We start from the raw sequence: 14364 nt of genomic DNA, 5'->3' as shown, positions 1-14364 counted from the left end.
CCTGAATCCCTTGCCCTATTTAATCCGTACCCGTTTGCCGGCGCTGATGGCCTGATTCAAGCGGCTGCGCAGCTTATCGAGATATGCTTCGATATCGTCACTGGTTTCAATAAACATGTGACTGGCACCGAGTAGCTCAGTAGGTGACACAATTTCAATCGGTTTGGCGGCCGGAGTCTGTGTCTTGACTTGTGGTTGTGCTGGGGTATTCGTGGCCGACTCCATACCATTTGTCGCAGTGGCTGTTGATTGCCCTTCTGTGACTGTTTGCGCCCTATTTGTAGCATTTTCAGTATGTGCAGCTTTCGCCTTTTGGGCCTCGCTGTACTTGTTGATGATATCGATGACATCGTCTTCAAGTTCATCGGCTTCTTTCTCTAGGCTTAACATCTCGTGCAGAGAATGGCTTTGAGCTACTTTTTGCTTAAGTGTTTCAAAAGGATGCAGGGCACGATTGCAGACCTCATCTGGTAATCCATTCAGTAGCTTGATACAGCCTTGTTTAACCGCATCAATGGTAACAGTGGCGGTGTAACGTCTGGTTTCTATCAGGCGTTGGTTGACCCTTTTGATTGCATCTATGTGATTAGCCACTGAGCGCAGCTTGGCATAGGGACTGCTGGCATTGGCGATAAGCTCAAGCTCATTGAAGGCATTAGCTGCCTCAGGCTCCTGATCCAGCGCATGACGATTAGCTACAAACTGATCGCCCAATGCTCGTTTGAGTTGTTGCCAGGTATCAAACTGGCGAGTGTAGAATTCTTCTACTTCTTCGAAGTCTTCGGCAAAATCCTGTAGTTCATTATTGTTGTTCTGTAGCTGCTCAATCAGGCTAAAGCTATTATTTTGCTGCTCAAGCAGTACTGCAACCAAACGGCTACCGGTATCGAGTACCGACTTGCCTGGGCTGTCTGATTGCGTTGCTTTTGTAGTGAACTCTCGCAGCAGTGTTTGCCAGCCTTTGAGTTCCTCCACCAGCTTTTTGGCCAGCTCTTTTTCATTGGCTTCAAATGGCTTGTTAAAGATGTCTTTTGCCAGTTTTGCTGCCTTGGTGATTTGCAGCTCGGAGTGCTGACGTACCCGGCGCAGCCTCAGACCTGCATGGCTTCGTACCGAGGTAAAATGATCGTAACTCCGCTTTAATGGCAGATCACCCGATGAGGTAGACAGAGCGACTTTGCCTTGCAGCACCAGGTGTGCCAGCTGCAGAATCACTTCATCTCGGTTCCAACCAAATGGACGGGCGGTAAAACGGTCCAGCATCTCTTTCAGATATACAGGTTTGTTTGCTTCGTCCGAGATTTCGAGGAATAGGGAGATCTCTTTTTTGGCGGCTGCATTGGGGTCTTGTTCATTCAGGCCAAGGTTTAGTTGTGCTAAATCATCTGCCGTCACTACAGCTTTAAGTTCATGCAATGGTGCATTGCCAGAGCTCTTAAGTAGGGTTAGCTTTTGGAATGAATTTTCAATTACATAAGCAAAGCATTCATCGACGATGCTGGTCACATTGGAGGCTTTGATGTTCAGTTCGCTTCCCAACACATAGCAGGGCGAGCGCCTCACCAGCTCCTCGAACGCCAGACTCAGCCGCTTGCGGCGACTGGTATTTTCCATCGCTTTTTCTGCGAGCAGTTTTTCTTGCTCAGGGCGTTGACCACGTATACCGGAGAGGAACTTTTCAGTTTTGAGCCAGGTGTCAAATTCATCCCACAAACGCTTATCACTGGGCAGGCGCACTAACACGCAGCCCTGGCCCTCACTGCTCATCGCTTTACAGGCTTGCTCGTTATAGCTGTCGTAATTGGCGTCCAGAGGAGACACTACTTTGAGAACTAAATCCGTTTGCAGACTGCCATCCAGCGGGTGACCGTTACAGAAACGACTCAAAGGATAGTCTTGTTTATTAATTGGATAACGATACTGACGTTTACCGCCAAGCACTTCATCAAACACCAGTTTAGCGAGTTGACGGTTTTCCTCGGTTGACTCAACCAAGGTATGTTTAATTTCCTGTTCGATGGCTTTTTCATCATCAGTCAGGAATACATACTCATCGCCGTTACGGGTAATGAGCAGTTGGCTTTCGAGACGGTTAAGACTGGCTTCGATACGACTTTTCAGTACGACCTTGTCAGTGTCGATTTCTTCAATCGACAGGGTAACCAGGTTGTCCAGCGTCGATTTGAGAATATCGACATAACGAATCAAGAACAGGGTTTTGAGAATGCAAACATCGTAAGGTTCGAGTGATTTTTTGTCGGTGGCTTGCTCGAATATGCGTTTAACGTTGGTATCAAGGAATGACTCAATTGCCGGATAAAAGGCGTGGAATGGGATAAGGACTCCCACTGATTGCTGCATAAACTGGCGGGCAGCGTTCTGGAATGCATCCAGCAATGAACGCTCGCCCCTAGAGAGGTGTTTGCCAGTAGCCCCCACTTTTCGAATTGCCTCAAATACCTTCTGCACCAGCAAATACTGGTAAGGCACAAAGGGATAGTGATCAACAAACTGGACGTTATCTTCGAAGCTATTGAGTTCGACTGTGGTATTGCTATCGAAGGCCAACTGGTTTTTAAGGATGTCGCCTTTTTTGGCGTACAACTGAGCTAACTCATCTTTTGCAACCGGGCTTTTTTCAAGCAATCTTGCCTGGATAACCTCGCTGGTGTTGGAAGACGACAGCGAGATGCGGGTATGGAAGCGCCCCTGAATTTTGGAAAAATCCTGACCTTTTTTGGCGCTGAGATCCCCAAGAACGGCGTCAATATCTTCCTGTGAGGTGACAATCACCCAAGCGCGCCCACCGCAAGCGGTTCCAAGGTTCTCTGTAATGGTTTGCAGTTTCAGCATCATTTGCGTGTTATCGCCAATGAATTGACCGACTTCGTCTACCAGGAACAGGATACGCTTGTCACCGGAGCGATCGAGATACTCCCGGACCCATTTGGCAAAGTTAGCAATGTCCAGCGTGAACATGGACTCCAGATTATCCATGCTTTGAATTGAGGATGTTTCCGACTGGCCGGTTGCGTGCGCCCATGCAATCGCCATTTCATCACGACTGAAACTATAGGCATCGCGCTCGTCTTCCCAGCGTTCTCCTTTAACTTCCTGGAATTTATCTTTAAAAGCCTGAAATTGGCCACGTTCGTCGAGTTCTCGCTCCAAATGCGCGATGTGCGGGTGATCTGCACAGTAACCAAGACGTTCGTTAAAGACTCGCAAGAATACTTTCAAGATTGCGTCTTCTTTGTCTTCGGTGTCGGCTTTGCTGTCGATGTTAAATAGAATAACGTCGGTATCGCGACTCACCGCGGCGTGGATGTCGCTGTAAAGCAGACTATCGGTGATTTTCGAACGAAAGAAGTCTATCGCTGTACGGGTTTCACCTGCATTTACAGCTTTTTGATTGCCCAGCAGATAAGATAGGATCTTGATAAAGTGCGATTTACCCGAGCCAAAATACCCAGATACCCAGATACCAATTTTACCTGCTACCGAAGGATCGTCAGGAGCTGAGATACCAGGAAGGTAAGTCTCAAAGAAGTGACGGAGATGACGATCTAGCTCTCGTGTTACGACGTACTCGTCCAGTTCACTCCAAATGATTTGTTCATCGAGTTGATCGGCTTTAACGACACCATTAATTGGACGGTCGAGTTGTTTAGTAAAAAGATCTTTCAGTTGCATCATGTAATCCCAATATTCTGTGGTGCAGATGGGTATCTGGCATTCCGTTGCTAAAATGTTTAAAAAAACGCGCTTAACGTTCTGTTACGTATACTGCTTTGCTTTGGGGACGAGAGGGAACGCCCGGTAGTAGTTGGCACGTGATATTTCGGCCGAGTCAAAATCAAAGGGGTATAGTTCCAGCCCTGTGTAACGACCTGGGTACATCATAACCAATGGTATTTGGTCCATTTTTGCGTGCAGCGCGTTTAGCAGGCTATGCCCTCGCAGTAGCGGCCAACATTGTCCAAGGCCAGACAGCACAACGAATTGAGGCTCTCTTGTCATTATTTTTGCTGCTAGATGACTGGCGACTCGACCTTGCTCCAATGGACCTTTAAGCGCTTTAGCTAATGCCTCTGCGCCTTTTTGCTTTTCCATTTGGAAGGATTTGTCTAACAGCTTTCGTCCTTGCAGTAACTCTACTAATTCTTCAAAGATATTAAGGTGTACGAAGCGATAGCCTTGACGTTCAAGCTTACCAAGCGTACCGACAAGGTGCTCTCTGACCATGAGTTCATGCTGGGGAGGGTAATCGAAGATGTAGAAGCCAATCTCTCCCCCTAGTTCTTGATTGAGCAAAAAGCTGTCGCTCTTTAAGCGCTCTTCGATGACATCAAGGCGCGTTATTAGTGAGGCTTTGCTTTCTTGCTGATTGTTCATCGTGCACCTTCCATGGCATCAAGAATTTGTGGGCAAGAATACCGATTGCACCACTCTGATATCAGTGGATGCAAGTAAACTTTTTTAAGTTTTTTACTGCGGCCGGACGCTAGATAGCCTGCATCTGCCAGTATCTTGAAGACATTTGAACCAATTTTGTTAATTGAAGTGCTGGCGTAATTGTCTAAACCCTCGATTATACGCATCCGAGAGTTGATGAATTCTTGCCAGTCATCGTTTTTCAGCTCTTCTCTGTACATTCGTCTGGCGTCTGCGAAGCTGGTTTGCATGAAGTCAGTTAAAACAGGTGATTGCTTCATAATTGCCAGCAGCAATAGCTGACTTGCCAGTTCATCATGTGCCTCTTCAAGTTCTGTCCAAAATGCTTCTCCTAATGGCTCAATACGCTTGCGAACTGTGCTTGCCATGCGTTTAGCACTGTGAATAGAGGGCTTTTGCAGGAGGTTTTCATCAACTATGGCCTGTAGCCAGTGTTGCTCATCGGGATGACTTTGCAGTAAGTGCGCAATAAGTCTACTTTCTCGGAGCATGATGCTACCGCCGATAATGTCACCTAAGTATTCTTTTGCATTCATGATTGGGAGCTCTTATTCATGCCCGGTGCGATGACGGTGTTTTCTACACCGTAGAGGGCTTGATAGTTTTTCAGGGCCAGATGTAGCTCAGGGCCTTGAAGTGAATGGTTCTGACTGCAGTCGACATTCCATAGTCGCAACAGATATCCGGCTAATGCTGCGCGGATGTCTAGTCTCAACATTTGTTCGCACATCTGGTAGTCACGAATGACTGCTTCTGAGTGGGTGAGACTTGGGTGTGGCTGAAGTACCAACTCGACAATCCTGTTCCACTGTTTGTCTCTGAGTTGTTTTTCATGTTCTGCGATTGGCGCTGAGATTAGTGTTGCTGATTCAATCCGGGTGAGTACGAAGTCCCTGAACTCACCGCTCAATCTGTCAAATGCCCTGATATGCCATCGTAAGCCTGTATCCACGAGTGTATGTGGTACTACCTCACGTGTAGTCTTGCCTGAAGACAAAGAGTAATAAGTAATTTTTAAAGCTAAACCCTTATACATAGCCTCATTGACCATGGCCACAATATGAATCGAAGGCTGATTTATCCTGTAGGGACTGTCACAGGTTATGGCTGGGAATCCTTGGTTGAAAAACCCATCACCGAAGCCATGACTAAGGGTGGCTAATGTTTTTATTACATCAAACTCAAAAACAGGTTGATATAACTCGGTTTTCAGATGAAGTTTCCGCCTCTCATCATAGGCCACATTCTGAGGTGCAATTTCTTTGTATCTGGCAAAGTCTTGGGTTGCAACTGAGGGTGCGATGCCAAAGCGCTCTATAAGGTCCGCTCTACGGGCCTCTCCTTTGAACATTAATACAAAATCGATGTGCGCTAATCGCTCTCTTTGGGAGAGGGTTAAGCTATCAAGAGTCAGTTGCTTCACAGACTATTCCAAGAGCAGGGCAGGTAAAATTGGACAGATTATTATGAGCTGACCACCTACTGATTTTCAGTAGGTTGGATGTTAGCAATACAGGTCCTGCACAGCCATAGCCACAAGCGTAAAAATTGAGATTGTTGTCGCAAAATGTCGCTAAGAGCACTAACTGATAAACAGCCTATTTAAAAAGCTTTCTTCTGAATATCTCTGGTCAAAGTAACGTGATACCAATTTCATTTAATAGTTGATCTGTTTCAGCGGGAGTTCAATGCACTTGAGACAAGGCGAGTCGGCGAAGTCATAGTGGTGCTATGTCGAGACGACTTAACGCGGTATCAAGTGCATTGAAACCCGCACTGTGTGAACGTGTCAGGCATCCTGCTTCTGTGTTGCATTGCTCTCAAAGGGAACCACCCTTAGTCAATCAATGCGCCTTGAATCAGCATCCCTGACACGCTCTGAATTGATCAAACTATTAATGAAGTTGGTATGACTACCAAAAATTCCCATTAACTACACTTTTTGCATCCCATTGAATCTGCGCATCTATCTGAGTGCTGCTGGCTAACCGATTGAAGAACGGCATGGGGTACAACCTGGTATAAACATGGAAGTGTAGGTGGGGAGCATCAGTCTCTTTATAGTAATGGTCAAGTGCTGATTGAATGACCTCCAATGCCTCAGGACCTTGCTGGCGGGCAATGAAGTATTTGGCATATTCAAGCTCGATTCTGAAGCGCTGTACGATGTTTGTGACCTGCTGGTGGTCCTTGTATTCATAGTTATTGAGCAACGCCACCAGCTGGTTGTATGCGTCGATACCTGTCTGCAAATCCTGTTGATTCAGTTCTTGATTGCAATACCAGGCAAGGGCGTTTTTCATTGGATTGGCTCGCATAGCCATCTTTCCCTCTTTGGTTTTGGCACCTGTCGATCTGCCACCATGTAACTTGCAACGGCCATTGATTTTGTTGCCGTATCGCAGACACCGACCACCACTTCGGGTTTTGGCTCCGCACCGGGGTAGGCTATCTAAGTTAAATCTGGTCATTAGAGATGATCCCTAAATTGTTTCAGTTTCATCGTTTCAAAGTGGATCAGCTAGTGGATCAACTTCGGTTCATGGGGTTTGTTTTGACTCAGCCGTCATGGGCTTTGTGGATCCACCTCTCAGCCAAGGTTTCATCCCGGTAGCGATAGCTTGGGTTTAGGTTAGCTCGGGTATCAGAATACGGCTTGGCTGTCATAATGGTGTTGTCTGGCTGCAATTGTTCACCATTGGCATTGGGGCTTCGAAGGCAACAAGATGACTGCTGTTTTTTCGGCTTAGCTTGATTGGCTAAGGATGGTTTGGACCTTTTTAGTCTACTTATTCTTGCGTTAATTGCTTGCTGAGGTGGTGTTTGCTTTGGTATCTCACCTTTGCGTGAGAACCAACTGCGTAATACCGTTATTGGCTTGCTGAGCTTAGGGTCCACCAGCAGTAGGTCTGTATCATGATTTTCTGCCTTCTGAGCTTGAGGTATGCGGAAGATTAGACCTGCACAGCCATTAGGGTTGAGTTCTTTGGTGCTGCGTTTCGTGAGGTAGCTGACGCGATAGACGGCAGACACCAGACTTCGTCTATCTCCCCGGTAGACGTTGCAGTAGCAGTTTTCAGGGATATGCATGCTACCGCCACTGATAGCGTTCCAATCATTTCTCAGGGACTCAACAAGTCCAGTTGAATGTCGAATTTCATGACCACTGAGAAAGATGGCTAAGTGGTAGTGTTCTTTGTTGCTGGTCTTTTGCTCTCGAGCGCATATCAATGCACATTCGCATTGGTAGCGAGTTTTGAGTTTGCTTTGTTGTTCAGACAGAAATTGAGAGATCAACTGATTATCTTGATTGAATGACTGGGGATGTAAGTCCACTCTGAGCACAAAGACTTTGCTGTATCTTGAAAGCATGGCTTCAAATACCCCAAACGTCTTGTTGACTGCTTTTGTTGGAAGCTTTGCTTGTTTGTCCAAGTAGACATTCCATGCATGTTGTTTGTAGCCATACAAGTAGGAGTTGTCTTTGGTAATTGCAAAACACATTGGGCAGTGGTCTCTCTAGATTCTTAATTACCGGGTAGTAATGCGATGGGTCATCGGGGTGATCCCTATGGGAAAGCCGGTTGCAGTGGGGATGATGTATTTGCTGGTTAGGGAACCATTCGTCATCTTGCGTCACCCCTCGCGTAAACGAGTTAGCCAGGCAAGAAAAAGGCGGGATTACCCGCCATTGCTTATTCTGGTTTCAAGCCATCGGTGAACATCTCGCAAGAGCCAGACATTTGAGCCACCTTGCTTAAACGCTGGCTGTGGGAAAATACCCTTGGCTCGCCATCTGTCGATAGTTGAACGGCTAAAGCCAGTTAGATTTAGTATGTCGTCAGTTGTCACCAATCTATGTTGATCGATATACATAGTTAGCGGATCTACTGCTTGGTTACTCATGCCTCATCTCCAACCATTTCACGACTGGCTACCCAGGCATTGAGTTCTGACAAAAGCCAGGCAACAGCATGGCCGTTTTCATTAAGGCGACGTCTCTTAGGGAAGAGTCCTTTCCGTTCCATTGACCAGGCAGTTGTTCTACTGATCTGAGTGATTTGACGGCGCTCAGCTTCTCGCACAAAGCGATCACCGGGTTGAATTGCAGGGGCTGATTTCATACATCATTTCTCATCATAGTGTTCGAGGCTGTTTGCCGTAGTACAGGGCCAGTTTGGTGCTGATTTTGTCTCATCATAGTGTTCGAGGCTGTTTGCCTGTTGATGAGATGTATTTTGTTGATTATGAAAAAAGGAAATAGCCCCTCTACTCAGAAGAGGGACCATTTTTACGGCTATGTGTATGTATTTAAATGGTTTGCTCTATTATCTCTTTGATCCGGCGGGCAGGGAAAATGCTCTTAAGTTCTTTGACTAACTGCGCACTCGTCAGTTTAGAGCCAGTGCTTGAGCTGGAAAGTCTTTTGGCGGATAGCCAATTTTTGATTGTTTTTTTCTCAGGATACCGGCAAGAAAAGCTCTTCAAAGCAGGGATATTTTTGTTCTCCCCTTGTTGCGAGAACTCCTGAATGACTTCATAGATTGCAGTATTAAGTGCTTCCTTTGTGATTTTTCCTGGGAGCTGGCGTTGCTGAATTTCAGATGCCATCATGTAAACCAATTCTTTGATACAGCTATATTTTTCAGCTTTCTTGGTTCCTCCCTGCTGGGGTTGAACGACAGATTTTTTGTAACCTAGGTCGGTATATCTGTCGGTAAGAGCAAGCGCATCATTAGAGCCAGCGTAATACCCCATCATCACAGAAATGTTGAGTATGCTGTCCAGGAAGCAGTACAGCTTATTGTGTGCTGGCTCTATTTCTGGATATTCCCGGAGTAATTGAGACATCATTGACATTAATCGGGCATGGTTATCTCTTACCAGCTCGAGCTGGTGGGGGTGCTCCTGATTACCCCTGCCATGATAGAGCCCTCCTTTATTAGCAAGAGCTTTAGAACGGCTTTCTAGTAGCTGAAGTAATGCCAAGCCAGGCGCTAATGACTTCTGACCACTGTCGAAGTCATGGCTCAGGTCATGCGGAAAAATCATACCCAGAGCGTCGAGTTGGTCTGGTACCAACTCAGGCAAAAGCATATTACTTACGTCTTGAGAACGCTTTAGTCGCTCTGATTCAGGTATTTTCATCGTTGTACTACTCTAGTTATTAAGTCGTGAATCACTATTTACTAATGGAGTTAGGCTGTTAGCTAATTTTTCGTGAGCTTCGCGGCGTTCATCCAGATAGTCATAGCGGTTGTAGATGGCTTCTACACCCTTGAGTTTGTGATTTAAACATCGTTCGGCAACGTGACCAGGGATGCCGAGTCCTGACATAAGGCTGCGACAGGTTCTCCGGAGGTCATGTATTGTGAAATGGTCTATGTCTGCCTCAGCAAAAACATTGGGATAGTGTCGTGTGCCTCCATTCACGGGTTTACCGAACATTTTGGATAGGGCGTGGTTCAGTGTGTCAGGCGAAATATGGCCTCTTTTCGCGTTGGTTTTCCGTGAGGGAAACAGGAATTCAGAACCACATGCCCGCATCTTCAGCTCCTCAAGCCAAGGCAAGATCTCTGTCGGCAGAGGAATGGTAATTGCTACACCTGTTTTGCTGCGTTCAGCAGGGAGGTGCCAAAGTTGACTAACCAAATCTAATTCACTCCACTTAGCTTCAGTCAGTTCGTTTTTGCGCACCCCTAACACCAGCAATAATGCGATGGCTAGATAGTTATCTCGGGTAAAGGCTGCTGGGTAACTGCGCAGAATTGGAAACAACTTCGATAGCTCATCCATGCTCAAAGCTCTGTCTCTGCTTTTTTCAAGACCACCAGCATCGTTGACGCTGAAAGGGCTTGCTGGGTTGCTTTTGGCAAGGTCGAGTTTGCAAGCATGATTGAACATCTGTTTGCAGTACATCAGGGTGTCATTGGCTGTAGAAGGACGACCGCTTTCCTCGACCTTTTGAATTATGTCTCGGATATCCCTGGCTCCAACTGAGTCAATTGGTTGTTGACCTATATAGGGTTTCACCTCTTTCTCATAAATGCGTTTTGGCACATTTGGGTGTTTGAGCCGCTTACAAAGACCTGCGTGCCAATCACCAAACAAGTCATCAACTGTGTAAATCTCTACGCGATTGCTTTTCTGCCGTTCAGCTTTTGGATCAATACCTTTCTTGGCATTAGCTTTGATGACGGCAGCCTGGGCTTTAGCATCGGCCAAGGTCACTTGCGGATACTGACCACCAGCTAGGGTTATGAACTTTCTCTTACCATTTACCGTGTATCTCACCTCCCAAGACGCCTTCCCTGGGGTTTGCACCCTAATGTAAAGCCCATCCCCAACCGGCTTGCGGGTAATTTCTCCTGATTTGATGAAGGCGCTGATCTGCTTACTGTTCATGGCATCACACTCGAAGTGGTTACTAATCTTTAGTTTTAGTGCGTATTAGGTGGTTACTATCAAGTTAGTTACCTATCTAGTAACCACTATGAATTGAACAGCATTAAACAAGATAAAACAAGTGAAAACAAAAAAGCCCAGCATTTACTGGGCTTAAGTGGCTATTTGAAACTTGTCTGAACGCCTGCGAACATCATTCCATATTTTGGATCTGCTCTCGCATCTGCTCAATCAGCACTTTAAGCTCGACTGCGGCGGCGGTGATTTCGCTGCTGATTGATTTGGAGGCCAGGGTGTTGGATTCGCGGTTGAACTCTTGCATCATGAAGTCCAGTCTGCGGCCTTCGCTGCCACCCTTGTTGAGGATCCGGCGGGCTTCGGCCACGTGGGCTTCGAGACGATCCATCTCTTCGGCCACGTCCTGTTTTTGGGCCAGCAATACCATTTCCTGTTCCAGTCTGGCTGGGTCCAGTTCGCCCTGGATTTCGGCCAGGCGTTTGCTGAGTTTTTCCCTTTGCCATTCCATGACCTTGGGCATGTGCTCGCGGACTATGGCGATCTGGGCTTCAACGGCATCCAGGCGGGTCAGTAGCATCTCTTTGATGGCGCTGCCTTCACGGCCGCGGGCTTCGATAAACTGATCGACGGCGCCGTCGAAGGCTTTGAGCAGTTCGGCGGCAATGGCATCCATGTCTTGCTCGGATGAGGACATGACCCCAGGCCAGCGCAGAATATCCACCGGGTTGAGCTCACCCTGGCCGGCTTGCTGTTTTACCCAGTTGGCGGCCTGCAACAGTTGCAGTGCCAAGTCCTGATTCATATTCAGCTGGGTACCTTGTTGATCGCTCAGCTCGTAGCGCAGGTTGACTTCTACCTTACCGCGATTGAGACGCTTGCGCAGTCTGTCTCGCAGCACAGGCTCCAGGCTGCGGAACTGTTCCGGCAGGCGCAGATAGGTTTCCAGATATCTCTGGTTGACTGAGCGGATTTCCCAGGAGGCTGTGCCCCAGTCGGCTTTATGCTCGATACGGGCGTAGGCGGTCATGCTGTGGATCATCAGATATTCCAGTTGCTTGAAGACGGGTGTAGCAGAGGATTATAGACAGCTTGCCCCCGGGGTTAAAGTAAAGTGTATACACTTTGTCGGTTCGATACGGATCCGCCATGGCGTCAAGCGTCGCAAGGCCCTATAATATGCAGCCAATTCAGTCCAGACGACAAAATACAGGAATTCATTATGCGTCCCAGCAACAGAACTCCGGCTCAAACCCGCCCCATTTCAATCACTCGCCAGTTTACCGCCCATGCTGAAGGTTCTGTGCTGGTCGAGTTCGGCGATACCAAAGTACTCTGTACCGCCAGTTTTACCGAAGGGGTGCCGAGATTTCTCAAAGGCCAGGGCCAAGGTTGGGTGACGGCAGAATATGGCATGTTGCCCCGTTCTACTCATAGCCGTATGGATCGCGAAGCGGCCCGGGGCAAGCAGTCTGGTCGTACCCAGGAAATTCAGCGCCTCATCGGCCGTGCTTTGCGCGCCGCTGTGGATATGAAGCTGCTGGGTGAAAACACCATAGTGATCGACTGTGATGTGATTCAGGCCGACGGCGGTACCCGCACCGCAGCCATCACAGGTGCCTGTGTGGCTCTGGTGGATGCGCTCAATTGGGCTCGTGCCAAGGGTATTCTCAAGGCCAATCCGCTCAAATTCCTGATCGCCGCCGTGAGCGTGGGGATTTTTGAAGGTGAGCCTATCTGTGACCTGGAATATATCGAAGACAGCGCCGCCGAAACCGATATGAACGTGGTGATGACAGAAACCGGCAAGATCATCGAGATCCAGGGCACCGCTGAAGGCGAGCCGTTCAGCCATGAAGAGTTGCTGAGTCTGCTGGAGCTGGCCAAGCATGGCATTCGTGAGATTATCGATGTACAGAAGGCCGCATTGAGTTAAGTTTTTTAAGGACCCCATGAGGGTCCTTTTTTTCGTACTCCAGAGAGTACTTGTTCGTACCCGTGAGCCTTAAGGGCTTGCCCATAATCAAAAGAGGAGAGATCGTGAAAGCCTATCAGCGCGAGTTTATTGAATTTGCCCTTGAGCGTCAGGTGTTGAGATTCGGTGAGTTTACCCTGAAGTCCGGCCGCAAGAGCCCATACTTCTTCAATGCCGGTCTGTTTAACACTGGGCGGGATCTGGCCCGCCTGGGCCGTTTTTATGCTGCTGCGTTGGTGGATGCCGGTATCGACTACGATCTCCTGTTTGGCCCGGCCTACAAGGGGATCCCCATCGCCACAACCACGGCTGTAGCCTTGGCCGAACACCATGATCTGGATATTCCTTACTGCTTTAACCGCAAAGAGAAGAAAGACCACGGCGAAGGCGGCAACCTGGTTGGCAGCGAGCTCAAGGGTAAGGTGATGTTGGTGGATGATGTGATCACCGCAGGTACCGCTATTCGCGAGTCCATGGAGATTATTCAGGCCAATGGCGCGACTCTGGCCGGGGTATTGATTGCACTCGACCGTCAGGAGAAGGGCAAGGGCGAACTGTCTGCCATTCAGGAAGTGGAGCGCGACTTTGGTTGCCAGATAGTGGCCATCATCAAGCTGGCCGATTTGATTGCCTACTTGGCCGAGAAACCGGGGATGGAACAGGAGTTGGCCGCCGTCAGCGCCTATCGTGAACAGTACGGTATTTAATGCCACTCAGGATAGAATCTCATCTCTTACAGAAGCTTGAGTAACTTTCTGTACAGTCCATAAAAAACGCTGCCTTGGCAGCGTTTTTTATGGCGGAGAGGCTATTTGGCCTGATGCAGAAACTCGGCGCGAGTGGCCGGGTTGGACTTGAATACGCCGCCAAGAGCCGTAGTGGTGGTGGAGCTGGTGGAATCCATCACACCGCGGGATTTAACGCAGTAATGCACCGCATCCATTTTTACCGCCACATCTTTGGTTTCCAGCAGGGTCTGCAACGCAACCAGTACTTGCTGGGTCAGGCGCTCCTGTACTTGTGGCCGCTGGGCAAAGAAACGCACTATGCGGTTGATCTTCGACAGGCCGATGATCTTCTTCCGCGGCAGATAGGCCACAGTAGCCGTGCCATCTATGGTCACCAGATGGTGCTCACAGGTGCTGGTGAGGCTGATGTCCTGCACCCGCACCATTTCATCGAAGCCCATCTTGTTGTCGATAACAGTGATCTTGGGGAAGTTGGCATAGTCGAGGCCGGAGAAAATTTCGTCGACATACATCTTGGCGATACGTTTCGGCGTATCCATCAGGCTGTCGTCGCTCAAATCCAGCGACATCAAGGTCAAAATGGCCTTCATATGGGCCTCTATTTTTTCCTTGCGCTCCTCGGCCGACAAGCCACAGGGTACCATGGGGGTCTCGAGTCCTCGCTCCAGGAGCGCGGTCTGAACCATCAAAGCTGCTTCACTCAATGCCATTGTTTTCCTCCGGCGGATAGACGCCAAGCCAGCGCCTTCCGTTTGTTACTGTCCG

At 48.3% G+C, this 14364-nt stretch carries 14 protein-coding genes and 1 pseudogene; 2 read left to right on the top strand and 13 right to left on the bottom strand.

What is annotated here, in order from left to right:
* Window positions 1–15 precede the first annotated feature (15 nt).
* The 12 genes and pseudogenes from brxC to ACMHXI_RS11425 all read right to left on the bottom strand — a co-directional run bounded on the left by brxC (window position 16) and on the right by ACMHXI_RS11425 (window position 11917).
* Window positions 16–3696: a BREX system P-loop protein BrxC gene (gene brxC, locus ACMHXI_RS11480; protein ID WP_413734964.1), complete on the bottom strand. Its 3681-nt coding sequence runs from the start codon at window positions 3694–3696 to the stop codon at window positions 16–18.
* 81 nt (window positions 3697–3777) lie between these two features.
* Window positions 3778–4395: a DUF1788 domain-containing protein gene (locus ACMHXI_RS11475; RefSeq protein WP_208184386.1), complete on the bottom strand. Its 618-nt coding sequence runs from the start codon at window positions 4393–4395 to the stop codon at window positions 3778–3780.
* On the bottom strand, window positions 4392–4991 hold the full coding sequence (locus ACMHXI_RS11470) for a DUF1819 family protein (protein WP_208184387.1): 600 nt from the start codon (window positions 4989–4991) through the stop codon (window positions 4392–4394). Before ACMHXI_RS11470 ends, ACMHXI_RS11475 begins: the two co-directional genes overlap by 4 nt.
* A complete protein-coding gene (locus ACMHXI_RS11465; protein WP_335922539.1) occupies window positions 4988–5878 on the bottom strand; it encodes a WYL domain-containing protein in 891 nt (296 codons plus the stop codon). Before ACMHXI_RS11465 ends, ACMHXI_RS11470 begins: the two co-directional genes overlap by 4 nt.
* A gap of 490 nt (window positions 5879–6368) precedes the next feature.
* Window positions 6369–6779 (bottom strand): hypothetical protein, encoded by a 411-nt coding sequence (locus ACMHXI_RS11460; protein ID WP_208184388.1) that lies wholly within the window; start codon window positions 6777–6779, stop codon window positions 6369–6371.
* 12 nt (window positions 6780–6791) lie between these two features.
* Window positions 6792–6926 (bottom strand): annotated as a pseudogene (locus ACMHXI_RS11455) (HGGxSTG domain-containing protein); the annotation flags it as partial.
* Window positions 6927–7014: 88 nt separating this feature from the next.
* Window positions 7015–7890 (bottom strand): inovirus-type Gp2 protein, encoded by an 876-nt coding sequence (locus ACMHXI_RS11450; protein ID WP_208184389.1) that lies wholly within the window; start codon window positions 7888–7890, stop codon window positions 7015–7017.
* Window positions 7891–8136: 246 nt separating this feature from the next.
* The gene (locus ACMHXI_RS11445; protein ID WP_368873499.1) at window positions 8137–8331 is read right to left on the bottom strand and encodes a helix-turn-helix transcriptional regulator; all 195 of its coding nucleotides are present in this window, start codon (window positions 8329–8331) and stop codon (window positions 8137–8139) included.
* A gap of 26 nt (window positions 8332–8357) precedes the next feature.
* The gene (locus tag ACMHXI_RS11440; RefSeq protein WP_208184391.1) at window positions 8358–8579 is read right to left on the bottom strand and encodes a helix-turn-helix transcriptional regulator; all 222 of its coding nucleotides are present in this window, start codon (window positions 8577–8579) and stop codon (window positions 8358–8360) included.
* A gap of 187 nt (window positions 8580–8766) precedes the next feature.
* Window positions 8767–9603: a hypothetical protein gene (locus ACMHXI_RS11435; RefSeq protein ID WP_335925059.1), complete on the bottom strand. Its 837-nt coding sequence runs from the start codon at window positions 9601–9603 to the stop codon at window positions 8767–8769.
* 12 nt (window positions 9604–9615) lie between these two features.
* Window positions 9616–10860 (bottom strand): tyrosine-type recombinase/integrase, encoded by a 1245-nt coding sequence (locus ACMHXI_RS11430; protein ID WP_208184393.1) that lies wholly within the window; start codon window positions 10858–10860, stop codon window positions 9616–9618.
* Between the two features lie 193 nt (window positions 10861–11053).
* A complete protein-coding gene (locus ACMHXI_RS11425) occupies window positions 11054–11917 on the bottom strand; it encodes a YicC/YloC family endoribonuclease (protein ID WP_208184394.1) in 864 nt (287 codons plus the stop codon).
* 180 nt (window positions 11918–12097) lie between these two features.
* On the opposite strand from ACMHXI_RS11425, the gene rph reads away from it, so the two are divergent.
* Window positions 12098–12811 (top strand): ribonuclease PH, encoded by a 714-nt coding sequence (gene rph, locus ACMHXI_RS11420; RefSeq protein WP_025010865.1) that lies wholly within the window; start codon window positions 12098–12100, stop codon window positions 12809–12811.
* 104 nt (window positions 12812–12915) lie between these two features.
* Window positions 12916–13557, top strand: a complete 642-nt coding sequence (pyrE, locus tag ACMHXI_RS11415; protein ID WP_025010866.1) for an orotate phosphoribosyltransferase — start codon at window positions 12916–12918, stop codon at window positions 13555–13557.
* Between the two features lie 101 nt (window positions 13558–13658).
* On the opposite strand, the gene folE is transcribed toward pyrE, so the two are convergent.
* On the bottom strand, window positions 13659–14309 hold the full coding sequence (gene folE, locus ACMHXI_RS11410) for a GTP cyclohydrolase I FolE (protein ID WP_025010867.1): 651 nt from the start codon (window positions 14307–14309) through the stop codon (window positions 13659–13661).
* Between the last annotated feature and the right edge of the window lie 55 nt (window positions 14310–14364).

It is taken from the genome of Shewanella sp. BJSY2023SW005 (genome assembly GCF_047314585.1).
Classification (GTDB): Bacteria; Pseudomonadota; Gammaproteobacteria; order Enterobacterales; family Shewanellaceae; genus Shewanella; species Shewanella algae.
This window is presented reverse-complemented; position numbering and strand designations above follow the sequence as displayed.

Bases quoted from the DNA above. Each gene is read 5' to 3' on its own strand.
- ACMHXI_RS11435 (WP_335925059.1), bottom strand. From the start codon at position 9,603: ATGAAAATACCTGAATCAGAGCGACTAAAGCGTTCTCAAGACGTAAGT.
- ACMHXI_RS11445 (WP_368873499.1), bottom strand. From the start codon at position 8,331: ATGTATATCGATCAACATAGATTGGTGACAACTGACGACATACTAAAT.
- ACMHXI_RS11470 (WP_208184387.1), bottom strand. From the start codon at position 4,991: ATGAATGCAAAAGAATACTTAGGTGACATTATCGGCGGTAGCATCATG.
- ACMHXI_RS11440 (WP_208184391.1), bottom strand. From the start codon at position 8,579: ATGAAATCAGCCCCTGCAATTCAACCCGGTGATCGCTTTGTGCGAGAA.
- brxC (WP_413734964.1), bottom strand. From the start codon at position 3,696: ATGATGCAACTGAAAGATCTTTTTACTAAACAACTCGACCGTCCAATT.
- ACMHXI_RS11425 (WP_208184394.1), bottom strand. From the start codon at position 11,917: ATGATCCACAGCATGACCGCCTACGCCCGTATCGAGCATAAAGCCGAC.
- rph (WP_025010865.1), top strand. From the start codon at position 12,098: ATGCGTCCCAGCAACAGAACTCCGGCTCAAACCCGCCCCATTTCAATC.
- ACMHXI_RS11475 (WP_208184386.1), bottom strand. From the start codon at position 4,395: ATGAACAATCAGCAAGAAAGCAAAGCCTCACTAATAACGCGCCTTGAT.
- ACMHXI_RS11430 (WP_208184393.1), bottom strand. From the start codon at position 10,860: ATGAACAGTAAGCAGATCAGCGCCTTCATCAAATCAGGAGAAATTACC.
- folE (WP_025010867.1), bottom strand. From the start codon at position 14,309: ATGGCATTGAGTGAAGCAGCTTTGATGGTTCAGACCGCGCTCCTGGAG.
- ACMHXI_RS11460 (WP_208184388.1), bottom strand. From the start codon at position 6,779: ATGGCTATGCGAGCCAATCCAATGAAAAACGCCCTTGCCTGGTATTGC.